This is a genomic window from Magnetospirillum sp. 15-1 (assembly GCF_900184795.1).
Classification (GTDB): Bacteria; Pseudomonadota; Alphaproteobacteria; order Rhodospirillales; family Magnetospirillaceae; genus Phaeospirillum.
The window spans coordinates 50,028-73,622 of sequence record NZ_FXXN01000013.1; the positions used below are offsets into that span (position 1 = coordinate 50,028).

Below are 23,595 nucleotides of genomic sequence, written 5' to 3' on the forward strand. Positions count from 1 at the left end.
ATCCGATGGTAAAGGGTTTCGGCGAAGGCGCATCCGCGTCTTGGCCGTTAGCCCCTTTGGCATACGAAGGAATCGCCATGACCAAGACTGAAAGCAAGCCCCGTCCCACCGTCATCGCCAGCCGCAAGACCTGCGATGCCGAGGGCACCGGCCTGTCCCATTACGTCCTGATGGACAAGCAGGTGAAGCGGTGACTCTGGCGGCCCCCATCCTTGGGGGCCGTCTTCCCGACGGCCTCCAGCGGTTCGAGATCGGCCATGCCGACTACACCGCCCTGATCGACGCGGACAACGCCTTCTGGGCTCTGGTGCGCAAGGACGAGATGGAAACCGTCCTCGACGACGGCGCGCTGGAACGCGACTGGCGGGCCAAGCGCGAGGATTTCGCCCGCGAAATGGACATGCTGCGCTTCCACCTGAAGCCCTCGGCGGTCTATTTCAACCCGACGGAACGCTGCAACCTGGATTGCTCGTACTGCTACATCCCGCAGACCATGCGGCGCACCGGCGAGCATATGAGCCGCGATAAGCTGCTGGAAGCCATGGCCCGGCTGGACGAATATTTCGCCCGCACCGTGCCCGAGGGCCGCAAGCCGCAGATCATCTTCCACGGCGCCGAGCCACTGCTCAACCGTGACGCCATGTTCGAGGCCATCGACACCTATTCCGACCGCTTTCGCTTCGGGGTGCAGACCAACGCCACCCTGCTGGACGACCGGGCGGTGGAGTTCCTGACCTCGCGGGGCTGCGGCATCGGCCTGTCGCTCGACGCTCCCGTCGCCGAGGTGGCCGACCGTTCCCGCAAGCGCTGGACCGGCGACGGCGTGTTCAACTCCACGGTGGATGCCATCCGCCGCCTCAAGGGCTATGCCGGCTTCAATGTCATCTGCACCATGAATCGCGAGAATCTGGGGCAGTTGACCGACATGGTGGAATTCCTCCATGCCGAGGAGGTTCCGGCCTGCATGCTCAACGTCGTCCGCTGCACCCAGCCGGGCGGACAGGGGGCGTGGGCCGAGGACGAGGCGGTTTCCAAGGCCTATCTGGCGGCGCTCGACCGCACCCATCAGCTTTACCGGGAAACCGGCCGCAAGCTGGTGGTGGCCAATTTCGTCAACATCCTGATCTCCATCCTGGCACCCACCGCCCGGCGGCTGATGTGCGACATCTCGCCCTGCGGCGGCGGTCGCTCGTTCTTCGCCCTGGCGCCCGACGGCTCGCTGTTCCCGTGCTCGGAGTTCATCGGCCTGCCGGCCTTCGCCGGCGGCAATCTGTTCACCGACAAGGTGGAGGACGTGCTGGAAAGCCCGGCCTTCAAGCTGGTGACGGGCCGCAAGGTCGAGGACATCAAGGCCTGCTCCACCTGTCCGGTACGGCATTTCTGCGGCTCGCCCTGTCCGGCCGAGGCGCACGAGGCCAATGGCGGCATGGAGCAGATCGGCGCCTATTGCGGCTTCTATCTGGATCAGGCCCAGTACGCCTTCCGCCTGATCGCCGACGGCATCGCCGAGGACTATATGTGGGACGGCTGGGACGACGGCACCGAAACCGCCTTCGCCTTCGGCTGCTAGACGCAAGTCCCCCTCTCCCGTCCGCCAGGAGAGGGGGACTGTTTATTTTACTCCCGTGTCGGCTTGGGCATGGGCGGTTCTTCCCCCGCCGGTCCTGCCTCCACCTTGGTCGCCTTTTCCGGGGCGGGCAGGGGCTTGGCCTCCACGTCGGGCAGCGGTACGGCGCTCTGGTTGGGCACCGGCTTGGCGGCCGGACCGGCGGGCTGGGCCGGAGCGAGGGGCGTCGGCATCGTCGGGTCGGTCCTGGTGGCCGGCATGGCTCCGCCCTCCAGGCGCGGCAGCATGGCGCTCATCACGTTGGTGGCGAGGTTGTGGGCGATGACCGCCAGCTTGGGCGGCTTGCGCTTGCGCTCGAAGCCGCTGGAGGTGGCCTTGTAGCGCTGGTCGGCGCGTTCGGGGCCGAAGCTGTCGTCATCCTCGTCGGGCAGGTCGAAGCCGCGTGCCGACGCCGTCGTCTTGTCGGTCTTCTGCCATTCTTTCAGCGAGCGGCTGTTGACCACCGCCAGGATGCGTCCCGACTTGACGTCGAGGATGCGGGCGCGCAACTCGTAGCCGGTGCTCGACTGGGTGGAATCGGCCACCAGCACCTCGACCATCACATCGGCCATGGTCTGCATGGCCATGACCTCCACCGTCTTGGGATCGATCTCCTCGGCGCCGGCTCCCATGATGCGGGTGATCATGGTGCGGTCGACCACGCTGGCGTCGGCCTGCAGGAAGGGGGCAAGGAAGCCGTCCTGGAATTCCCATTCCCAGGTCTCGCCGCGCGCCGGGCGCTCGGCCGGATCGCCGGCGCGGCGTTGGGTCTCGGTGACGCTCTGGCGACCGCCCGACTGCTTGAGGGTGAGGTCGCCCTCGGTGGAGTTGCGGCTCTTGTCGGCGGTGACGGTGCGGGTCTCGGAATACCACTGGGCCAGGGTATCCGACAGTTGCCGGTTCCACCAGAAGGCCAGGCGCGGCCGGCCGCCCTGAGTATAGGCGTCCTTGAAGCGCGCGATGACGTCTTCCTGGGGCTTGAACGGGTTGGGCCTGACCGCGGCCGCGTCGAGCGCCTCGCCGCCGTCGCGGACGGGGGGCGCCACCTTGGCCGGCGGCTGGTAGGGCGGCACCTTGGCGCCGACGGTCTGGGCCTCGGCCATGACCGGGACCAGCAGGGCGAGGGCCGAAACGGCCAGCAGGCGCGTGATCATTTGCCTTCCCTCATCTCGATCATGTAGCCGTCCACGGTCTTGTCGCCCAGCGACAGCTCGCGGTAGGTGTTGGAGGTGCGCGGCGCGAATTGCATCCGGCGCCAGGCGCTGACCGGCTCGGACGCCGCTCCGTCGGCGGCGTAGAACTGGGTCCGGGCCTCGGCGGATTGCGGGAAGTCGGTGCAGTTGACCACCTGGGCCACCACCTCCACCGTCCCCGTCTCGGTGCGCCGTGCGGCGATGGAGCGCACGTAGAGCTTCCGGATGATGTTGGGGTCGGTGATGTTCACCGAGTTCATGGGCATTTCCTTCAAGGGCGATTTCTCGTCCTCGACCATGGCGGGTCCGGCCACCAGATCGCGCTGGCTGGCGACGCGGGACATGTCGCAATGGGGGGCCGGGTCCAGGGAGGCGCAGCCGCCGAGCAGCAGCAGGCCGAAGGCGGGAACGAGCAGGCGCTTCATGGCGATGACTCCTTGGACTTGGTATTCGTGTCCGCCGCAGGGGCTTTCGCTTCCTGTGGCGCGGGTCTGGCTTCCACGGCGGGAATGACGATGGGCGAGGCCATCACGTCGGGGGGAACGCTGTTGGGGGCGCGGGGATTGCGCGGAACGGCCGAGCCGTGCCGTGCCCAGACCAGACCGCACTTGCCGGCACGCCGGATGGGGACGTCCACCGTTTCCAGCGACGAGCCGCCCGGCGACTGGAACGCCACGGACAGCGTGGTGACCTTGTCGGGCAGGGCCAGGGTCAGGCCCTGGACCCGGTCGGAAAGATTGTCCCAATAGCGGGTGTCCGCCTGGGACTCGATGGAGTGGGCGAACAGCTTGGACAGCCCGCCGATCACCGCGAGGCCGGCCCCCACCATGGCGGCGCCGGCCTGGGTCCGCTCGCGGGCTTCGCGCTGCTCCTTGGTCTCGCGCCGCCGGGGGCCGCTCTCGGTCGCCACCTTGGCGGCCAGCACCGCGCCGACCAGGGCGACGTTGCCCACCGTATCGGCGGTGTCCTTGAAGTCGGCCTTGCCTTCCAGGATGGAATCGAACGGCCGGCCGCCCCGGGTCGAGGCCTGACGGAAGATGTCCTCCAGCAGGACGGCATTGGCGTCGGCAGGGTCCTTGGGGTGGTCGGGATCGGGCCAACTGATGCGGGCCGTCTCGGTGCTGCCGCTGCGCTTGATCCTGAGGCGCGGCCCGTCGGAAATCTTGACCGGGGCGGTGCCGGTCTCCACCAGCACCAGTACATTGTCCTTGTCGCGGGGCAGGGGGGCATCCTTGTTGATGGCGCGGAACTCCTTGAAGTCCTCGGCGGCCAGGGACGTGTTGCCCGAGCAATGGGCGGCCCAGCCCTGCAGGAACGGCATCAGGGCGAAATCGGCGCGGTACTGCTCCTCCTCGGCGAAGGCATCCTGCAGCAGGCCGCCCTTGAAGCTGGCCCGCGCATTCTCGTAATCGCCGGCCTTCATGTACAGCAGGCCGCGATAGTAATAGGCCATGACCCGTTCGTAGGGCTCGCCCTTGAAGTCCTTGATGGCTTCCTTGACCCACAGGCCGCGCGCCCGGCGGGCCTCCTCGTTGTCGGCGTAGACGGCCTCGATGCCCGACAGCGCGTCGTCGAGCAACTGTTCGGCCAGGCGGTCGTGGCCCAGGGCAAAGCTGGCCAGCCCCAGGCGCATGTCGTTGAGCACCCGGTTGCGGTCACCCTGGGCCTGGGCGATGAAGAAATGGCGGCGCAGCTCGGTCGGCTTGTCGTCCAGATAGGCGTGGACCACCGACGGCGCCGGGCTGGTCTCCTGCTCGCGCGTGGTCACGCAGCCCGACACCAGTCCGGCGATGATCAAGCTGCTCAACCAGAAAGGCCGGGCGGCCATGGGGGTGATCCTAGCGATAGATGATGTCGTCCTGGGCGGCCTTGGCGAACTCGTAGATGCCGCTCCAGACGATTTCCGAGGTCTCCAGGTCGACCATCTCGAAGACGATCTGGTTGTAGCGCTGCATCATGCCGCTCTTGGGGTCGCGGGAATCCAGCGAGGTGATGCGGCCGCCCAGGCGATAATCGCCGCCCTTGGGGGCGCGGGCATTGGGCAGGGTGGCTTTGTCCACCACGCCCTGGCGCTTCAGTTCGCGTTCCTTGGTCACCATGTCGGCGTAGTTGCGTCCGACGAACTGCATGCGGCCGGCGGCGGCGCGGTTGAGGCCGACCCGCAGCCGGTCGGTGATGGAGTTCTTGTTCAGGCGCGACGAGCTCTCGTTGTAGAAGTACTCGGAATCGATGATGACGCTGGGCGGCACCTGGGCATTGGCCAGCCGGGGCTGGGACAGCATGTCGCGCATCATCTGATCGGTCATGCCGATGACGTCCTGGGACTCGATGCCGACGCCCTTGACCGGCCCGACGCTGCCGGGATCGATGTAGACGCTGGGGCTTCCGGCGGTGTTGTCCACGCTCTGGCAGGCGGAAAGGGCCAGTCCGGCGAACAGGACGGAAGCAAGGGCGGGCAGGCGGCGCATGGCGGAAGTCCTTAAAGGCTCAGGGAACCGTTGAATAGAATCACGCGGAATTGGGGCGATGATATGGCATTCATGGATACCACGCATCACGCTTTCGTAAACCGGCGCGGGCAGCTAGTATTGTCGGAACGGACCCGAGAGAGTCCGATGCTCGAGGGGATGGCCTTACCTTGTCGGAAACCATGTTCGCACTGCTGGTCGAGGATTCGCCGACCCAGGCCCTGTTGACTCTCGCCGAACTCGAAAAGCTTCCCAACGTCAAGGTCGACCACGCCGTCTCCCTGGCCTCGGCGCTGGAATTCATCCAGCGCAAGCGCTACCACGTGATCTTCCTCGACCTGACCCTGCCGGATTCGGTGGGGGACGAGACGGTGCGCCGCTTCTGCGGCGCCGCGCCGGAGCTGGCGGTGGTGGTGCTCACCAACCACGATGACGACCAGCAGGCGCTGATGGCGCTGGAACAGGGCGCCCAGGATTACCTGCTCAAGGCCAAGCTCGACGCCGCCTCCCTGTCGCGGTCGTTCCGCTATGCCATTCACAGGAAGCGCGCCGAGATCCTGGTGCGCGAGGCCCGCGACGCGGCGCTGGAGGCCAATCGTCAGCTGGAACGCCGCATGCGGCAGATCGACTGCATGTACGGCGTGTCGCGCATCCTGGAATCGCCCGAGCTGCCGTTGCAGGTGGCGCTGGAGCAGGTGGTGGGCAGGGCGCCCTCGGCCTGGCTCAAGCCGGAAACCATTTGTGTCCGCCTCAGTTGCCTGCCCGGCCTGCTGCCCAGCGGCATCGTCCAGACGCCCGGCTTCGTGGAGACGGCCTATCGCCTGGAGGCTCAGGTCTTCGCCGGCAGCCGTCCGGCGGGGCGCATCGAGATATGCTGGACCGAGACGCCGCCCGCCGAGGGTGACGAGGCCTTCTCCACCTCCGAGCGGGAACTGGTGCGCGAATTGGCCCGCCGGGTCGGGCTGGCGTTGGAGCGGGCCTGCGTCCAGAAGGAACTGGTGCAACTGGCCACCACGGATTTCCTTACCGAAGCCTACAATCGGCGCTACTTCATGCAGAGCACGGCGGCGGAAATCCAGCGGGCCGGCCGTTACGGCCGCCCCATGTCGCTGCTGATGATCGATCTGGACCATTTCAAGCACATCAACGATGCGCGCGGCCATGCCGCCGGCGACGAGGCGCTGAAGGCCTTCGTGGTCATGGCCCGCGATCTGCTGCGCGATCAGGACATCATCGGACGCATGGGCGGCGAGGAATTCGCCATCGCCCTGCCCGAAACCGCACTGAACCCCGCCCTGGTGGTGGCCGAGCGCCTGCGTATCCGCCTGGCCGGGCTGCAGGTGCCGGTGAGCGGCGGCGAGCCCCTCACCATGAGCGCCAGCTTCGGCGTCGCCGAGTGCAAGGTGGGGGCGGGCGAGGGGCTGGAAGCCTGCCTGGGCCGCGCCGACGCCGCCCTTTACCGTGCCAAGGCCATGGGCCGCAACCGGGTGGAACCCGCCGAGTAGCTAGAGTCAGTCTGAGTTAAGCGGAATCGGAATTGGGATTCCCCTGGGGCCGAGAATGTGATTCAAACTGCTGGCTGGATAGGAGGCCAGCAGCAATGGCAGGACCTCTTTCGCTAGACCTTCGGCAGCGGATAGCCGCAGCCTTGAATTCAGGCGAGACGACACGCTCGGCAGCGAAGCGCTTTGGGGTTTCGGTGGCTACGGCGGTTCGGATCGGCCAGAAGTGGCGATCCGGGCGCGGTCTTCAGCCCGGCAAGATGGGCGGGCATCGCCGCCCACTTCTGAGCGGAGAGACCGCCGATTGGATACAATCCCGGCTGGCCGAGAAGAAGGACCTGACCATGCGGGCCCTGACGGCGGAACTGGCCGAGCGGGGGATTGTCGTCACCCACGACACCGTCTGGCGCTTCGTCCGTGGTTTGGGCTTGAGCTTCAAAAAAAACGCTGATGGCCAAGGAACAGGATGGGCCGAGGGTAGCGCGGCTGCGCCATCGCTGGAAAACCCATCAACACAAGCTTGATCCCTCGCGCCTGGTCTTTATCGATGAGACCTGGGTCAAGACCAACATGACGCGCCTACACGGGTGGTGTCCTCGAGGAGAAACCCTGCTCGCCAAGGTTCCTCACGGCCACTGGAAAACCCTGACCTTCCTGGCGGGCCTGCGCCATGACCGGATCATCGCTCCCCTGGTCCTCGACGGCCCCATCAATGGGGCGACCTTCACCGCCTGGGTGGAGCAATCCTTGGCACCGGCCCTGGAACCCGGTGACGTCGTCATCCTCGATAATCTGGGAAGCCACAAAGGAAAGTCGGCACGCCAAGCCATCCGCAAGGCCGGTGCCCATCTGCTTTTCCTGCCGCCCTACAGTCCCGACCTCAACCCGATCGAGATGATGTTCGCCAAACTCAAAACACTCGTCCGCAAAGCCGAAGAGCGGACCATCGAAACAACATGGAGGAGAGTCGGCAAGCTCCTGGAGGCATTCGCTCCGCAGGAGTGCGCCGCCTATCTTCGCCATGCAGGGTATGCTTCAATCTAAGTCAGACAGACTCTAGGGCTGCGGCGCGTCGGCCAGCCAGCCGATGGCTTCCTGGAGGTCCTTGCCCCAGATGCCCCAGGCCAGCAGGGCCGGGAACTTCTCGCCGTCCACATCGGGCCGATAGACATCAAGGGCGATCCGCACGCCATCGCGAACCGGAACCATGATGTCTTTCTCGACCTTGACGTCGTAAACGGGCCTGGTGATATCCGTCTTGACGATCTGGGGATAGCCGTCGAACAGGACGCCGTCTACCTTGGTGCCGAAGGGAACCGGATGAGGAGCCGGTTTCAGTCCCTTAATCTGAACCTGGGCTTCATCTCCCGAATAGACACTCTGGCCGGCAATGGCTGATTTCTCGCCTTTCATGGGGGGGCTTCCTTTAGTGATGACTCGGCTAGGAGAGTTTAATTCTTGATGGGGGGATGATACGGGCCGTTGTCCTGGAGTCTCCCCCTCGTCATGGGGGGCTGAGCCTAGCCGTTTTGCCCTATCCCCCCTTCGTCGGGGGGGGCGTGCGTATGGGCGTGGCGCCTGTTGGTTCTCCTACGCTAAGCTGTTGGGAAGGCAAACAATTATTGTGCGCCGCACAATCCTGGGCAAGGGGAGAGGCGTCCGAATGACCGAACGCGACGCCGTCGAGTGGGCCATACGATGCGCGACTGGGAGATAGATCCTCAATTCGTCCTCAAGGTGACACCACCACGAGCCCCTAGGGGACTGGTGGCGCGCCAGCGTCTTGGGCTTGACCTGGTCGCCCATGGCCAGGCTCTGTTGGTGGAAGCGCCAGCCGGATTCGGCAAGACCTCACTTCTGGCCCAGTGGCGCCGCACCTGCATGAGCCAAGGCGCCATGGTAGCTTGGCTGTCGGTGGATGAACGGGACGTCGCCTTACGGTTCGTCTACGGTTTGGGATGCGCCATGCATGTGGCCAGCGGCCATCGTGCCTTCGGGCAATCCTTCATGCATTGGCTGGGACAGCAGGAAGATGTGGTCAAAGCCCTGACGGTCTGGCTGGCGGAAGTGGCCGAAATTCCAGTCGAGGTGGTGGTCATGCTGGATCTGGCGGATCGTCCGCCCGAGGATATCTCAGAATCGCTCACCTATCTGTTGCGCAATGCGCCGGCCAATTTGCGCATCGTGGTGGCGACCCGCTCGCTGGGGGGGGCGGTGGCATCCCAGGATACCGCCTGGCTGGGGGGGCGGCGTATCACTGCCCGGGATCTTGCCTTCCTGATGGATGAAACCGTGGCGGTCCTGCGGGCGCAGCTGGGGACCGGCTTCGATGCCGATATGGGGGCCAAGCTGCATGCCATTACCGAGGGATGGCCGCTGGGGTTGCAATTGGCGGCGGCCATCTTGCGCCGTACGCCCGAGATATCGGTGGCGGTGGAGACCATTACCCATGGTGTGGATGATATCCGTCGCTACTTCATGGACTCCTTGGTATCTCATCTGTCCGAACAGGCTTTCGGCCTGATCGTGCGGCTGTCGGTGTTCGAGCATATTCATCCCGAACTCTGCCGGATCGTGTCGGAAAGCGAGGATGCAGTATCCCTGCTGGACCAACTGCGGCTTGAAACCCCGGTGATTATCGAGGTGGAAGGGGGGCCGTGGTTTCGCATGCATCCCCTGGCCCGGGAATTCCTGCTGTCTCGGTTTAATGCCTTGCCCGGCGCGGAGTGTGCCCAGCTGTCGCGTCGCGCCTCCGAGTGGTTCGCCTCTGAAGGCCTGTTCGAAGCTGCCGCGACCCATGCGCTTCTGGCTGGCGATAGTGATGTCGCCTATGGCTTGGCCGAGAGGGGGCTTCAGGAGATGTATGCTAGGGGCCAGGTCTCGCTGGTCATGGATTGGTTTGATCGTATGCCCGATGAGGAAATCGATCAACGTCCCCGGCTTCAATTTGCTGCGGCCTGGGGCTTGGCCTGCAGTTTCCGCCATGCCGAGGCCGAACGGATGGTGCAGCGGATTCTGGCTTCACCGGATATCGACATCAAGCAGCGGTTTGAGGCGGCACTCATCTCCGGTGCCGCCGCTTCCTTCTCGGATCGCCTGGATGACTGTGCCTCGATTCTGGCCCAGTGGGAGCAGGTTCCCAAAAGTGTTGATCCCAAAGTCTTCCGAGCCCGACTGAACCAATTGGCCATGGTCGAGCTGCATCGCGGGCATACCGAGAAGGCTCGGCATCACTCCATGCATATGAGGTCGGTGGGAACCACCGACCTGTCTTTCGCCTTTGGCGACCTCGGCGTGGCGGTTTCCTATCTGTGGGAGGGACAGGTCGGATTGGCGGTGCAGGTGGCGCGGCCGGCCCTGGCTCAAATTGAGCGCCAAATGGGGCGGCGCAGCCCCATCGGCTGCATGATTGCCGCTGTCCTGGCCAGAGCGCTGTGGGAGCAGGATCAGGGCGAGGAAGCGCGGCTGGTGCTGGCCCATCGCCTGGATGTCTTGGAGCAGACAGGGCTGCCACCGGCCTTGCCCAGGCCGCCGATGCCGCCTGGGCCACCTGGGCCAGGTCAAGCGCTTCAGTTCCGGTGATGTCGTAGGTCTTGCCGGCATGCCCGTCCTGGGTCAGCACGGCGATGATGGCCGCAGCCACGTCGCGCCGGCCGATATAGGCAACCTTGCCCCGGGCTCCCGGTTGGGCCAGGGCGCCGCTTTGCCGGGCTGCCGCCAGAGGGCCGTCAAGATTTTCCAGATAGGGGCTGTTGCGCAAGATGGTGTAGGCGATACCGGATGACTTCAGGTGGCGTTCGGTCGCCGAGTGGGAGGCGGCGAAGGGAAACAGGCTGCCGTCGGACGGATTGGCGAAGCTGGTATAGACAATACGCCCGACACCGCGACAACCCCCGCCTTCAAGCCCGCATCGCCGAACTGGAGGCAAAGCGCACGGATGTCGAAGGGCTTCACCGGGCAGTTCAAAGCGATATCACGGCGCGTATCGCCGACAACGAACGTCTCCGCATCGAACAGGACCAGTTCACCGAACAGGCCCGCGTCGCCGGGCGCATCGGCTACTACCTCGAAAACGTTCGTACCGTCACCTCGAACGACGGACTGAAACTGGAAGTTGCCCGCCTGCGGGCCGAGGTCGCGGCTCTCGAAAAGAAGCTCGACCTGGATTTGCTGGAGGAGCGCCTGACCACGGCCCTTGGCTTTGTCGGGCGTGATCTGACGGACATTGCCGGAACCCTGGCGTTGGAACACGGCAACAATCCGCTGCGGCTTGACCGGCGTCGCCTCACCGTGGTGGCCGATACCATCAAGGGGCCGCTGATGTTGCCCAATATCGGCAGCGGCGCCAACTGGGTCGGATACCATGTGGCCGCCCATCTGGCCCTGCACAAGCTGTTCCGCGCCCGTAATCGGCCTGTCCCTGCCTTCCTGATGCTGGATCAGCCGTCGCAGGCCTATTACCCGCCAGATCGGGACGTAGGAGAGGTCGATGTCCATGACGAAGACCAGATTGCAGTTACCCGTCTCTACCGGCTGCTCCTGGATTATTGCGCGACGACGGAAACGCCAATGCAGATCATCGTCGTGGATCACGTCGAGTTGTTGCAGGATTGGTTCCGAGGGGCGATGCGTCAGCGTTGGCGTGACGGGATCAAGCTGGTCCCGATCTCCTGGCTATCGCAGGAGCTGGATGACGAATAGCCCCGCTATTCGCCATCAGAACCGCAGATCATCACCGTCCTGCGGACGGGCAAGAATGTCGTCGACCCGGCTGTGGTGAGCGATCCAATCGCGGGTGCTTGGGCAGATCCAGCCGGTGACCGTCAGAATGCTCTGGTAATCCGCCTCCAGATGCCGAGAAAAAATCGGCTCGTGATGAGCGATGCGGTTTCGAAGGGTGCGCAGATAGTTCAGGGGGCTATGAACCTGGCTCCGGCCGAGCTTGGCGTTGGGGAAGGCCCTAAACAGGCTGGGGCGCCACAGGGTCATCTCGTAATTCCGCTTGGGGCCGCCACCGCCCGGCGGGTGGCCGCCACGCCCAAGCAACGCCACCCAGAAGCCGAACGACAACGCTGCGACCACATGGGGTGGATCGACGACATAATTTTCCCGCCTCAGTTCGTCCTTGGCGCCGGCGATTCGGCTGAGCGTACCGGCATCCAGGCCGCAGCGGGGATCGTCATACCAATCGACACCGTAGGTGGCGGTCAACTCCCGATGCATGGCATTGCGCAGGGCAACCTCCAATCCCTGCAAGGGACCGTAGAATGCCGCACTGGCGGCCGTGTTCCAGGTATAGAGGCGCAGCGCCTTCTCATGGTTGTCACTGGCAGCGGCGACATAGGTGGCCATGCGCTCCGGCGACAGAGACGTCGCCAGTGCCCGGATCACGGTATCGTCGAGGGAGAAAGGCTTGACGGACATGGGGGAGGAGACCTATATGTCGTGAGGTAAGCCCCGGACCCGCCTCTGCCTCTGGCATGCGACCGGGGCTGAGCTTTTTGGGGCTACGGGACGGTTCATGAAGCTGTGTCGTTTCGCTTGACCGCCCGTCGGCGGTAGGCGGGCTTGGCGACCTCCTCGCGGCGCTGGCGATTCTCTTCCTCGACTTGACGGAATTCAGGCTCTAACGCCTGCAGGCGTATGACCAGACCCGAAAGGTCGTAGGTGTTGCTGAGCTTGCCACCATGCCTGCCGATTCGCTCGATTCGCTTGACCAGCCCGACATTCTCCAAAGCTGCGATCTGACGCTGAACTTGGCGCGTGCTGAGCCCCAGCCGTTGAGAAAGGGCCTCCTTGCTGGGAAACGGCTTGCGCTTTTCCTCCCACCAGTAATCGCAGAGCTGCAGGAGCACGGCCAACTGGGTCGGATTCAGCCCGAGTCTTTGCTGGGCACGCAGAAGCAGCGACGGGATGATGGAAAATCCCAGATTCATCACCGCTGCACCCCATTTCCCCTCAGAGGCCTTGGCGGCCTTGGCCGGGCGGAGGGGAATCACCTTGGCCGTTTCCTGTGCATCGCTCATGACATACCTCGTTTCAAGTACGATTAGTATGCCGCAGGAATTGCGCAGGCTTCAAGATGTGCCCAGAAGACATTCACGCCTCCCCCCTCGAGGCGCATGCGTCGTGATCCTCCAGTCGTTTCCGTCCAGTCTTAAATAGGATGACGTTATCTCAGCATCCCCTGTAAGCCAAGACCAACGAGGAATTAAGGGGACTCCGGTCGCCAATGTCTGGAGGGGTGCGCCAGCAATTACGCTGCCGTCGGTTGTCCCGTATCCGATTCTGGTGCCGACGATATGGTCATGCCGAGCGCCAGGGCGATTCCACCCGATATCTGATCCGCCGCCGCCCGCACCGGATCGGCGGCGAGATGGGCGTAGCGGGCCGTGGTCTGCACCTGGGTGTGGCCCAGTAATTTGCCGATCATCGGCAGGCTCTGGCCGGCGGCAACCGCCGTCGAGGCGAAGGAATGGCGGAGGTCATGGATGCGGACATCCTTGATGCCAGCGCGAGTCCGCAGCCGCTGCCAGAAGGGTTGGAGGTCGGTGAGACGGCCGCCATCCTTGTTGCCGGTGATGACCCAGGGATTGCCGTCGAGCTTCGGGATGGCCATCAATATATCGAGGGCGGCTTTGCCGAGATGGACGATCTTGGCGCCGGTCTTGGAATCGGGGAGGCGCAGGGCAGGGGCGTCGGCATCGACATAGGCCCATTTCAGCGTCATGATTTCCCCCAGTCGGCAGCCGGTAAGCATCAGCAACCGTATTGCCGCGATGGCCGAGGGCAGTTCGACGTTCTCGGTTTCCATCTCGACCAGCACCTCGCCGACTCGCTTGATCTCGGCGACGCTCAGGAACCGCTCGCGTTTCTCTTCGGGGTATTTGCGGATGTGCCGCCGCGGGTTGCTACCGTCGGCGCGCAGGCCCCACATCTCAGCCAGATTGAACATCTTGGAGACAACCTCCAGGCACCGGTTGGCCTGATAGGGGATGTGGCGGAGGCCGTGGTGGAATTTGGCGATGTCGGCTCGCGTCACTTCCTCGACCCGCAGGCGCCCCAGCGCCGGAAGTATAAATCGCGTGAGGTTGCGGCGATATTCCTTGGCCGTGCTGGCCTTAATCCTGATGGATATATGCTCCTTGTCGAATCGATCCGACAATTCCTTGACGGTGATTGCGTCGCGGCGAGCCTTCCGATCCCCCGCCGGATCGCCGCCGTTGCGTGCCGCAGCCAGTGCGGTGATGGCCATGGTGCGGGCCTGCTCGGCGGTGAGAATGCCGTGGGGCCCAATGGTCATCTTGCGAGACCGGGTTCCAACACGGTACAGAATGAGGTAACTTTTCTTGCCGCTGGGCAGCACCCGTAGCCCATATCCTGGGATTTCGCTGTCCCAGATCGTATATTCTGCGTCGGCGGCTGCGGCGCTTTCGACCACCCGTTTCGTCAATTTGCTCATCGGCTTCACCCTGCGATTAGATCTGCTACCTGATAAGCATTTTGCCCTCTCCCAGGTAGCACAGTGGCAGCAAGAGGGAGCAAGTGGCTGCGAATCAGGTCGAAGTCGAGCGTGCCGATGGTGCTGCGCGTAGTCAACTAACTACCAGAAAATACAAAGATAAATGAGCCGTAGCGTAGTCATGCGCAAAGTAATGAGGACGACTCATAACCTGAAGGTCGCAGGTTCAAATCCTGCCCCCGCAACCAAAGATTCAGGACCCCGAGGCGAAAGCTCCGGGGCCCTGTCTTGTTTGAGAGATCGCGCACATGATTCGCTTCGAAAATATCAGCAAGCAGAACAGTCATCGGATTCTCTTCTTCGAGACCTCTGCGGCGCTCAACAGGGGCGAAAAAGTCGGGCTCGTCGGTCCCAACGGTGCCGGCAAGACGACGCTGTTCCGCATGATCACGGGCGAAGAGGTGCCGGACATGGGCCAGGTGGCGATCGAGAAGCAGGTCTCGATCGGTTATTTCAATCAGGATGTCGGTGAAATGTCCGGCCGCAGCGCGGTGGCGGAAGTGATGGACGGAGCCGGGCCGGTCAGCTCCGTGGCGGCGGAACTGGCCAGCCTCGAAGCTGCCATGTGCGACCCCGACCGCGCCGACGACATGGACGCCATCGTCGAGCGTTATGGCGAGGTGCAGGCGCGCTTCGAGGAACTGGGCGGCTACGAGTTGGAGGGCCGCGCGCGCGAAGTGCTGGCGGGCCTGAGCTTCAGCCAGGAGATGATGGACGCGGACGTGGGAGCGCTGTCGGGCGGCTGGAAGATGCGCGTGGCGCTCGGCCGCATCCTGCTCATGCGCCCCGACGCCATGCTTCTTGACGAGCCCAGCAACCACCTGGACATCGAAAGCCTGATCTGGCTGGAGGAGTTCCTGAGGGGCTACGACGGCGCCCTCCTGATGACCTCGCATGACCGCGAGTTCCTGAACCGGATCGTCACCAAGATTATCGAGATCGACGGCGGATCGCTGACCACCTATTCCGGCGATTACGCATTCTACGAGCGGCAGCGGGCGCTGAACGAGAAGCAGCAGCAGGCCCAGTTCGAGCGGCAGCAGGCCATGCTGGCCAAGGAGATCAAGTTCATCGAGCGCTTCAAGGCCCGCGCCTCGCACGCCGCCCAGGTCCAGAGCCGGGTGAAGAAGCTGGACAAGATCGAGCGCTTCGAGCCGCCGAAGCGCCGCCAGATCGTGTCGTTCGATTTTCCGCCGGCCCCACGCTCGGGCGAGGACGTGGCGGTTCTGAAGAACGTGCACAAGGGCTATGGCAGCCGGACCATCTATCAGGGCCTCGACCTCATCATCCGCCGCAAGGAGCGTTGGTGCGTCATGGGGGTCAACGGCGCGGGCAAGTCGACGCTGTTGAAGCTGGTGGCACGCGCCGCCGAGCCGGACACCGGCACCGTCGCCGTCGGCGCCAGCGTCAAGATGGGCTATTTCTCCCAGCACGCCATGGAACTGCTTGATGGCGACAGGACGGTGTTCGAGTCCCTGGAGGACTCTTTCCCCCAGGCCAACCAGGGATCGCTGCGGGCGCTGGCCGGCTGTTTCGGCTTTTCCGGCGACGATGTGGAAAAGAAATGCCGTGTCCTATCCGGCGGAGAGAAGGCCCGGCTGGTGATGGCGATCATGCTGTTCAACCCGCCGAATTTCCTGGTGCTCGACGAGCCCACCAACCATCTCGATCTCGACACCAAGGAAATGCTGATCAAGGCCTTGGCCGCCTATGAGGGCACCATGCTGTTCGTGTCGCACGACCGGCATTTCCTGGCGGCGCTTTCCAACCGGGTGCTGGAACTGACGCCCGAGGGCATCCACCAATACAGCGGCGGCTATACGGAATACGTGGCACGCTCCGGGCACGAAGCTCCGGGGCTGCATAGCTGAGCCTTCCCAGGCTCATACCAAATCCCGATGAGCCGGTCTCATCGGGATTTGGTTAGGCCCAACGGGCCGCGCGCCTTATGGCGCGGGAGGCAAGGGCGCCTGCGCCCGCCCGCCGATTGAGGGCGAGCCCGGTGATCGGTTGCGATCACTGGGATATGGTATCAGTCGTCGCCCATGCCGCGCCGCGAGATGGGGATGTCGCGGTGGATATAGGCGCTCATCACCAGCCCCCAGCCCAGCAGCAGCGACAGCATGGCGGTGCCGCCATAGGAGATCAGCGGCAGCGGCACGCCGACCACCGGCACCAATCCCATCACCATGGCGGTGTTGATGAAGAAGTAGAGGAAGAAGGTGGTGGCGATGCCGTGGGCCACCAGCCGGCCGAACTGCGAGCGGCAGCGGATGGCGATGGCGTAGCCATAGGCCAGCAGCAGGGCGTAGAGACCGAGCAGCACCAGGCCGCCCATCATGCCCCATTCCTCGGCGAACATGGTGAAGATGAAGTCGGTCTGCTTTTCCGGCAGGAAGTTGAGACGGCTTTGCGTCCCCATCATATAGCCCTTGCCGAACACCCCGCCCGAGCCCAGCGCGATCTTGGACTGGGTGATGTGGTAGCCGGCACCCAGGGGATCGTCCTCGGGATTGAGGAAGATCAGCACGCGCTTCTTCTGGTACTCGCGTAGGAACTGCCAGGCTACCGGGACGGCGGCCATGCCGCCGGCGATGACCACCACGAACTTCCAAATACGCACGCCGGCCATGAAGAACAGGGCTCCCGACGACATCACCAGCATCATGGCGGTACCCAGATCGGGCTGCTTCAGCACCAGGATGGCCGGAGCGAACACCATGATCAGCGGCGGAATCAGGAACAGCGGGCGGCCGATCTCCTGCTGGCCGGCGCCGTGGAAATAGCGGGCCAGCGACAAAATCAGGGCGATCTTCATGATCTCCGAGGGCTGCAACTGGATGAAGCCCAGGTCGATCCAGCGCTGGGCTCCCATGCCGATGGTGCCTTTCAACTCCACCAGCACCAGCAATATGAAGGCGATGGCGTAGAAGGTGTAGGCGTGGCGCATCCAGAAGCGCAGATCGATCATGGCCACCGAGATCATCAGGCTGATGCCGATGGCGAAACGGATCATCTGCTTGGTGGCCCAGGGCTCCATGGAGCCTTGCGCCGCCGAGTACAGGGTGGCGAAGCCCACCGAGGCGATGGCGGCCAGCACGGCGATCAGCGACCAGTTGATCTGCCAGATCTTGTCGCGGATGGACATCTCGGTGCGGTTGAGGCGTGACGGCGTGCGCGGCAGCGGCCTGAGCATCAGAATCTCCTCAGGTCCGGAGCCATGGATTCGCCGCCGGTATCGGCGGCGACCCGGGCCATGTCACGCTTCTGTACCTCGATCATGATGTCGCGGGCGATGGGGGCGGCCACCGCCGAGCCGCCGCCGCCGTGCTCGACGATGACGGCGATGGAATAACGCGGATTCTCCTCGGGGGCATAGGCCACGAACAAGGCGTGGTCACGCTCCTTCCAGGGCAGCTGGTCGTTCTTCTTCACGCCCGTCTCACGCTCGCGCATGGTGATACGCCGCACCTGAGCCGAGCCGGTCTTGCCCGACAGCCACATACCGTCCTGGGTGATGCGGGCCTTGTAGGCGGTGCCGCCCGGTTCGTTGGAGACCGCGAACATGCCCTTGCGCACCAAGGTCAGCGACTGGCGCGACACGTCCATGCTGGGCCACGAGGGATTGGAGCGGCTCCTGGCCGTCTTCTCGCTGATCTGGTCGCGGGCAACGTGGGGCACCACCGCATAGCCGCCATTGGCGATGCGCGCAGTCATGGTGGCCAGTTGCATGGCGGTGGCGGTGACGTATCCCTGGCCGATGGCGTTGATCAGGGTCTCGCCCGGATGCCAGGGTTGCTTCAGCACCGCTTTCTTCCATGCCTTGTTGGGGATGATGCCCGACTTCTCGCCCGGCAGATCGATGCCGGTGGGGGCGCCCAGGCCGAATTTCTTGGCCATTTCGGCGATCTTCTCGTAGCCGACGCGGCGCGCCACTTCGTAGAAGTAGACGTCGCAGGAATTCTTGATGCCGGTGACCAGATCCTGTGCTCCGTGGCCTTCCTTCTTCCAGCAATGGAACTTGATGGAGCCCAGCTGGGTATGGCCCGAGCAGAACACCCGCATTTCCGGCGTGATGTCGCGGGCCTCCAGCGCTGCCAGGGCGGTCAGCATCTTGAAGGTCGAGCCCGGCGCGAAGGTGCCGCCGATAGCCTTGTTGGTCAGCGGCGAGCGGGGATTGGTGGACAGATCCTTCCATTCCTCGTTGGACAGGCCGCGATTGAAGGAATTGGGATCGAAGGACGGGGTCGAGGCCATGACGATCACGTCGCCGGTGTGGATGTCCATCACCACCACGGCGGCGCTTTCATCGCCCAGGCGCTGGGCGGCGTATTCCTGCAGCTTCATGTCGAGCGTCAGGTTGAGGTCGATGCCGGGCTCGCCCTCCTTGCGCTCCAGTTCCCGGATGACGCGGCCTACCGAGTTGACCTCGAGCGTCGAGGTGCCGTGGCGGCCGCGCAGCGCCATGTCGTAGATGCGCTCCACGCCGCCCTTGCCGATACGAAAGCCCGGCAGTTCCTCCAGCGGGTCGCCGGTCAGCTCGTTCTCGGATACCGCCGAGACATAGCCCAGGATGTGGGCGCCCAGGCTTTCCAGCGGATAATAGCGGCTCTGGCCCACGTCGATGACCACGCCGGGCAGGTCGGCGGCATTGACCTCGACGCGCGCCACCTCCTCCCAGGTCAGGTTCTCGCGCACACTCAAGGGCACGAAGCTGCGCCGCCGGCGCACCTCCTTGTGGATGCGGGCGCGGTCGCCGTCGCCGATGGTGATGATCTTGGTCAGCGCGTCCAGGGTGTAGTCCAGGGACGGCGTCTGCTCGGGCACCACCATGACGCGGTAATTGTGCTGGTTGACCGCCATGGCGATGCCGTTGCGGTCGAGAATCAGGCCACGCGGCGGAGCCAGCAGGCGGGTGCTGATGCGGTTGTCCTCGGCCTGGACGGCATATTTGTCGGCTTCCATGACCTGCAAATAGTACATGCGCGCCGCCAGCGCCCCCATCAGGGTCGCCTTGCCGCCGGCCAGCATCATGGCCCGGCGGGAGAACAGCTTGGAGCGGTCGTTGTCGTGATACATGCCGCCGCCCTCCCTACACGTCGCGCAGGAAGGCCAGCTGCGTCCGGGCCAGAGTCCAGGTCAGCAGCGGGAACAGGGCAAGGGTCATCAGGTACTCGAACGCCACCGGGGCGATGTCCAGGGGGCGGCCCTTGATGAACGACAGCAGCAGCCAGGCCATGCCGATGGCCCCGGCGGTGAGCAGGCTGAACGCCCACCAGGTGACGGCGAAGGACTTGCCCAGGAAGAATTTGCGCTGCGAGGCGGCGGTGCCCTGGACCAGCAGCAGCACCAGGGCGTTTACCCCCAGCGGCGTGCCGGCGACGATGTCGTAGAGCAGGCCGATGACGAAGGCCAGCCAGGCGGGCAGCAGATCCGGCCGGTAGATGGCCCAGTAATAGACCCCCATCAGCGGCAGCATGGGAGCGATCCCGGAAAAGCCGGGGATGTGGGTGGGAATGGCGGTCAGCAGCAGCAGGAAAACGGTGATGCCGAACGGGACCAGATGGCGGACCCAGGTGTCCATCTTCACCCAGACGGAGGGTTTCACTCCTCTTTCCCCCGGCGGCGGCGTTCCGGCGGCGGCGGCCGTTCGAACGGCAGGATGCCGCCCAGGCCGAAATCGACGATGGAGACGAATTCCAGACGGTGGCGCTGGACGAAGGGCTCGACCCGGATGATGCCGTCGGTGACCGACGACACCACGCCCACCGGAATGCCCGGCGGGAACGCGCCGCCCGAGGCGGCGGTGACCACCCGGTCGCCCACCGAGATGGCCGGGCTGCCGGTGATGTAATTGAGGCGCGGTCGCTGGCTGTTGTCGCCGGTCAGGATGGCCCGGGTGCGGGTGGCCTCCAGCATCACGGGCGTGCGGGCGTTGATGTCGGTGATCAGCAGCAGGCGGGACGAGCGCGCTCCCACCTCGGCCACGTGGCCGGCCAGCGCCTCGCCGGTCAGCACCGCCTGGCCCTTGCGCACGCCTTCCTTGGCCCCGGCGCCCAGCAGCATGCTCTGGCCGAAGGCCGAGCCCATGTCGCCGATCACCCGCGCGGTGACGAAGGCGGGGTCGGGGTCGGGGATGAAGTTCAGCTGGTCGTGCAGGACGGTGTTCTCGGCCTCCAGGCGCCGCGCCACCGTCTGCCAGTGCATCAGCTTGGCGTTCTCTTCCTTGAGGCGGGCATTCTCGGTCCGGAGATTGGCCAGTTCGTGGAAGTTCTCGGTGACCTGGGCGATGGTGGCGGCGGGCCGCGCCATGGCGTCCAGAAGGGGGGCGATGGCATCGGCGACCAGGGCGCGGGTGCGCTCGATCAGTACGATATCGGCCTTGCCGAGGATCATCAGGGCGACCGAGGCGACGATCAGGGACAAGAAGGCGAAGCGCTGGACCAGCAGCCTTAACGTCGCGAGCCGACCTGCCGCACCCGACTGCTTCACCTAACCCCTCCGTTCCGCCACTCTCCCCCGGCACACTGAGGAAGGCATCGGATCGATACTACTATATCTAGTGCCCGTAAAACCACTAATTCCGGAGGTCCAGGCCGAGGAATCCGAGAGGATTCAATGCCTCGGCCTCCTAGTACATGCTGGTCAGCACGTTCTTCAGCTTGGGCATTTCCTCCAGGGCGCGGCCGGTACCCAGGGCGACGCAGGAAAGCGGGTCGTCGGCGATGGAGACCGGCAGGCCGGTGGCGTGGCGCAGCACGTAATCCAGGTTGGACAGCAGGGCGCCGCCGCCGGTGAGCACGATGCCCTTGTCGACGATGTCGGCGGCCAGTTCGGGGGCGGTGTGCTCGAGCGCGACCTTGACCGCCTCGATGATGGCGCCGACCGGCTCGGCCAGGGATTCGGCGATCTGGCGCTCGGAGATGATCAGTTCCTTGGGCACGCCGTTCATCAGGTCGCGGCCCTTGATCTCCATGGTGCGGCCCTCGCCGTCCTCGGGCGGGCAGGCGGAGCCGATTTCCTTCTTGATGCGCTCGGCCGAGCCTTCGCCCACCAGGAGGTTATGGTTGCGGCGGATATAGGCGATGATCGCCTCGTCCATCTTGTCGCCGCCGACGCGCACGCTGCGGGAATAGACGATGCCGCCCAGCGAGAGCACCGCCACCTCGGTGGTGCCGCCGCCGATGTCGACCACCATGGAGCCGGTGGGCTCGGTGACCGGCAGGCCGGCGCCGATGGCCGCCGCCATGGGTTCCTCGATCAGGAAGACGCGACGGGCGCCGGCGCTTTCCGCCGATTCCTGGATGGCGCGGCGCTCGACGGCGGTGGAGCCCGACGGCACGCAGACGATGACCAGCGGGCTGGCGAACGAGCGGCGGTTATGCACCTTGCGGATGAAGTGCTTGATCATCTCTTCCGCCACTTCGAAGTCGGCGATGACGCCGTCCCTGAGCGGGCGGATGGCCTGGATGTAGCCGGGCGTGCGGCCCAGCATCATCTTGGCCTCGTCGCCGACGGCCAGGACCTTCTTCTTGCCCTTTTCCTCGGCGATGGCGACCACCGACGGTTCATTGAGGACGATACCGCGACCCTTGACGTAGACCAGCGTATTGGCGGTTCCGAGATCGATCGCCATGTCGGCGGACATCCAACCCGTCAGCTTCGAAAACATAATCCCTCACTCACCTTACGATGCGTCTTTGAATGACCCGGTCGCGCGCGTGCTATATCACGGCCCGGCGTCGTCGGGGGCGGTTTTTTGCCGTTTGACCAGAAGTTTGTTCAGGGCGTTGACATAGGCCCGCGCCGACGCCACCAGGGTGTCGGTTTCGGCACCCTGGCCATTGACGCTCTTACCGTCTTCTTCCAGTCGGACGGTGACCTCGGCCTGGGCGTCGGTCCCCTGGGTCACCGCGCTCACCTGATAGAGCTGCAGCTTGGCCTCGTGGGGGAACAACGCCTTGATGGCGTTGAAAGTGGCGTCCACCGGACCGTCGCCGGTGGCGCGCACGCTCTTGACCTGGCCGTCCACCGACAGTTCCAGTTCGGCCGACGGCGGCTGGTGCTTGGTGCCGCACAGCACCTCCAGCGAGACCAGCTTGACCCGGTCGTTGCCGCGCACCACCGCGTCGTCCACCAGGGCGACGATGTCCTCGTCGAACACGTCCTTCTTGCGGTCGGCCAGATCCTTGAAGCGGTTGAAGGCGTCCTCCACCGCGTTGTCGCCCAGGTCGTAGCCCAGCTCCTTCAACTTGGCCTTGAAGGCGGCACGGCCGGAATGCTTGCCCATCACCAGGGACGAGCGGTGCAGGCCGACGGATTCCGGGGTCATGATTTCGTAGGTCTGGGCGTGCTTGAGGACGCCGTCCTGATGGATGCCCGATTCGTGGGCGAAGGCATTCTTGCCGACGATGGCCTTGTTGGGCTGGACCACGAAGCCGGTGATGGTCGAGACCAGACGGGACGCCTTGGTGATGTTCTCGGTCTTGATGCCGGTCTTGTAGGGCATCCGGTCGGGCCGGGTGCGCAGCGCCATGACGATCTCTTCCATGGCGGCGTTGCCGGCGCGCTCGCCCAGGCCGTTGATGGTGCATTCGATCTGCCGCGCGCCCTTGCCCACCGCCGCCAGGGAATTGGCGACGGCCAGGCCCAGGTCGTTGTGGCAGTGCACCGAGATGACCGCCTTGTCGATGTTGGGCACCCGGTTGAACAGCATCTCGATCAGGGCGGCGTATTCGTCGGGCACCGCATAGCCCACGGTGTCGGGGATGTTGATGGTCCGCGCGCCGGAGTTGATGGCGGCCTCGACGCAGCGGCACAGGAAATCGTGCTCGGTGCGCGAGCCGTCCTCGGCCGACCATTCCACGTCGTCGGTCAGCGAGCGGGCGTAGGCCACCGAATCGGCGATCTTTTCCAGAACCTTCTCCGGCTCCATCTGCAGCTTGTATTTCATGTGCAGGGGGCTGGTGGACAAGAAGGTGTGGATGCGGCCGCGCGCCGCCGGTTTGATGGCCTCGGCGCAGCGCTCGATATCGCCCTTGGTGGCGCGGGCCAGGCCGCAGATCACCGAGGTCTTGACCGCCTTGGCGACCGCCTCGACCGCCTCGAAATCGCCGTTGGAGGCGATGGGGAAGCCGGCTTCGATGACGTCGACGCCCATCTCCTCCAGCACCAGCGCGATACGGACTTTCTCCTCCAGATTCATGGAGGCGCCGGGCGATTGCTCGCCGTCACGCAACGTGGTGTCGAAGATGATGACGCGGTTCTGATCCATGCACTCGCTCTTGAACTGTGGCGCGCCGGG

The 23,595-nt window shown here is 64.6% G+C and carries 21 protein-coding genes; 7 read left to right on the forward strand and 14 right to left on the reverse strand.

Annotation, left to right across the window (positions count from 1 at the left end; all coding sequences use genetic code 11):
• Positions 1–77: 77 nt before the first annotated feature.
• Both cbpA and cbpB read left to right on the forward strand, forming a co-directional pair.
• Complete coding sequence (gene cbpA, locus CP958_RS01655; RefSeq protein WP_096700279.1) at positions 78–194, forward strand: modified peptide precursor CbpA; 117 nt, start codon at positions 78–80, stop codon at positions 192–194.
• On the forward strand, positions 191–1,570 hold the full coding sequence (gene cbpB, locus CP958_RS01660) for a peptide-modifying radical SAM enzyme CbpB (protein ID WP_096700280.1): 1,380 nt from the start codon (positions 191–193) through the stop codon (positions 1,568–1,570). The genes cbpA and cbpB overlap by 4 nt, the downstream gene beginning before the upstream one ends.
• A gap of 47 nt (positions 1,571–1,617) precedes the next feature.
• Here cbpB and CP958_RS01665 read toward each other — a convergent pair whose 3' ends face one another.
• Genes CP958_RS01665 through CP958_RS01680 form a run of 4 tightly spaced genes read right to left on the reverse strand, consistent with a single transcriptional unit; the run spans position 1,618 to position 5,267 of the window.
• Positions 1,618–2,760 (reverse strand): hypothetical protein, encoded by a 1,143-nt coding sequence (locus CP958_RS01665; RefSeq protein ID WP_096700281.1) that lies wholly within the window; start codon positions 2,758–2,760, stop codon positions 1,618–1,620.
• A complete protein-coding gene (locus CP958_RS01670; RefSeq protein WP_096700282.1) occupies positions 2,757–3,224 on the reverse strand; it encodes a hypothetical protein in 468 nt (155 codons plus the stop codon). The genes CP958_RS01665 and CP958_RS01670 overlap by 4 nt, the downstream gene beginning before the upstream one ends.
• Positions 3,221–4,627: a hypothetical protein gene (locus tag CP958_RS01675; RefSeq protein ID WP_096700283.1), complete on the reverse strand. Its 1,407-nt coding sequence runs from the start codon at positions 4,625–4,627 to the stop codon at positions 3,221–3,223. Before CP958_RS01675 ends, CP958_RS01670 begins: the two co-directional genes overlap by 4 nt.
• Before the next feature lie 10 nt (positions 4,628–4,637).
• The gene (locus tag CP958_RS01680; protein ID WP_096700284.1) at positions 4,638–5,267 is read right to left on the reverse strand and encodes a penicillin-binding protein activator LpoB; all 630 of its coding nucleotides are present in this window, start codon (positions 5,265–5,267) and stop codon (positions 4,638–4,640) included.
• A 182-nt stretch (positions 5,268–5,449) separates the two neighbouring features.
• On the opposite strand from CP958_RS01680, the gene CP958_RS01685 reads away from it, so the two are divergent.
• Both CP958_RS01685 and CP958_RS01690 read left to right on the forward strand, forming a co-directional pair.
• Positions 5,450–6,772, forward strand: a complete 1,323-nt coding sequence (locus CP958_RS01685) for a GGDEF domain-containing response regulator (RefSeq protein ID WP_242442686.1) — start codon at positions 5,450–5,452, stop codon at positions 6,770–6,772.
• 95 nt (positions 6,773–6,867) lie between these two features.
• A protein-coding gene (locus CP958_RS01690; protein WP_141400391.1) for an IS630 family transposase occupies positions 6,868–7,813 on the forward strand; the annotation gives its coding sequence in 2 pieces (ribosomal slippage) (positions 6,868–7,206 and positions 7,208–7,813; 945 coding nt in all).
• Positions 7,814–7,825: 12 nt separating this feature from the next.
• Here the strand turns inward: CP958_RS01690 and CP958_RS01695 are convergent.
• The gene (locus CP958_RS01695) at positions 7,826–8,182 is read right to left on the reverse strand and encodes a hypothetical protein (protein ID WP_096700286.1); all 357 of its coding nucleotides are present in this window, start codon (positions 8,180–8,182) and stop codon (positions 7,826–7,828) included.
• 354 nt (positions 8,183–8,536) lie between these two features.
• On the opposite strand from CP958_RS01695, the gene CP958_RS01700 reads away from it, so the two are divergent.
• Positions 8,537–10,351: a hypothetical protein gene (locus CP958_RS01700; protein ID WP_096700287.1), complete on the forward strand. Its 1,815-nt coding sequence runs from the start codon at positions 8,537–8,539 to the stop codon at positions 10,349–10,351.
• A 198-nt stretch (positions 10,352–10,549) separates the two neighbouring features.
• On the forward strand, positions 10,550–11,470 hold the full coding sequence (locus CP958_RS01710; RefSeq protein WP_242442687.1) for a DUF3732 domain-containing protein: 921 nt from the start codon (positions 10,550–10,552) through the stop codon (positions 11,468–11,470).
• Between the two features lie 15 nt (positions 11,471–11,485).
• On the opposite strand, the gene CP958_RS01715 is transcribed toward CP958_RS01710, so the two are convergent.
• From CP958_RS01715 to CP958_RS01725, 3 genes are all read right to left on the reverse strand, one after another.
• On the reverse strand, positions 11,486–12,193 hold the full coding sequence (locus tag CP958_RS01715; protein ID WP_096700289.1) for a hypothetical protein: 708 nt from the start codon (positions 12,191–12,193) through the stop codon (positions 11,486–11,488).
• Positions 12,194–12,288: 95 nt separating this feature from the next.
• Entirely contained in the window at positions 12,289–12,795 is a 507-nt protein-coding gene (locus CP958_RS01720) for a helix-turn-helix domain-containing protein (protein ID WP_096700290.1), read from the reverse strand.
• 230 nt (positions 12,796–13,025) lie between these two features.
• Positions 13,026–14,210 (reverse strand): tyrosine-type recombinase/integrase, encoded by a 1,185-nt coding sequence (locus CP958_RS01725; protein ID WP_347337831.1) that lies wholly within the window; start codon positions 14,208–14,210, stop codon positions 13,026–13,028.
• Between the two features lie 329 nt (positions 14,211–14,539).
• On the opposite strand from CP958_RS01725, the gene CP958_RS01730 reads away from it, so the two are divergent.
• Positions 14,540–16,162: an ABC-F family ATP-binding cassette domain-containing protein gene (locus CP958_RS01730; protein ID WP_096700292.1), complete on the forward strand. Its 1,623-nt coding sequence runs from the start codon at positions 14,540–14,542 to the stop codon at positions 16,160–16,162.
• A 161-nt stretch (positions 16,163–16,323) separates the two neighbouring features.
• Here the strand turns inward: CP958_RS01730 and rodA are convergent, their stop codons facing one another.
• From rodA to CP958_RS01760, 6 genes are all read right to left on the reverse strand, one after another.
• On the reverse strand, positions 16,324–17,487 hold the full coding sequence (rodA, locus tag CP958_RS01735) for a rod shape-determining protein RodA (protein WP_096700293.1): 1,164 nt from the start codon (positions 17,485–17,487) through the stop codon (positions 16,324–16,326).
• Positions 17,487–19,370, reverse strand: coding sequence for a penicillin-binding protein 2 (gene mrdA, locus CP958_RS01740; protein ID WP_096700294.1), 1,884 nt, complete (start codon positions 19,368–19,370; stop codon positions 17,487–17,489). Before mrdA ends, rodA begins: the two co-directional genes overlap by 1 nt.
• A 13-nt stretch (positions 19,371–19,383) precedes the next feature.
• Positions 19,384–19,899, reverse strand: a complete 516-nt coding sequence (mreD, locus tag CP958_RS01745; RefSeq protein ID WP_096700295.1) for a rod shape-determining protein MreD — start codon at positions 19,897–19,899, stop codon at positions 19,384–19,386.
• Positions 19,896–20,783 (reverse strand): rod shape-determining protein MreC, encoded by an 888-nt coding sequence (mreC, locus tag CP958_RS01750; protein ID WP_096700296.1) that lies wholly within the window; start codon positions 20,781–20,783, stop codon positions 19,896–19,898. The genes mreD and mreC overlap by 4 nt, the downstream gene beginning before the upstream one ends.
• A gap of 139 nt (positions 20,784–20,922) precedes the next feature.
• Entirely contained in the window at positions 20,923–21,963 is a 1,041-nt protein-coding gene (locus CP958_RS01755) for a rod shape-determining protein (protein ID WP_008618978.1), read from the reverse strand.
• A gap of 57 nt (positions 21,964–22,020) precedes the next feature.
• Complete coding sequence (locus tag CP958_RS01760) at positions 22,021–23,565, reverse strand: 2-isopropylmalate synthase (RefSeq protein ID WP_096700297.1); 1,545 nt, start codon at positions 23,563–23,565, stop codon at positions 22,021–22,023.
• Between the last annotated feature and the right edge of the window lie 30 nt (positions 23,566–23,595).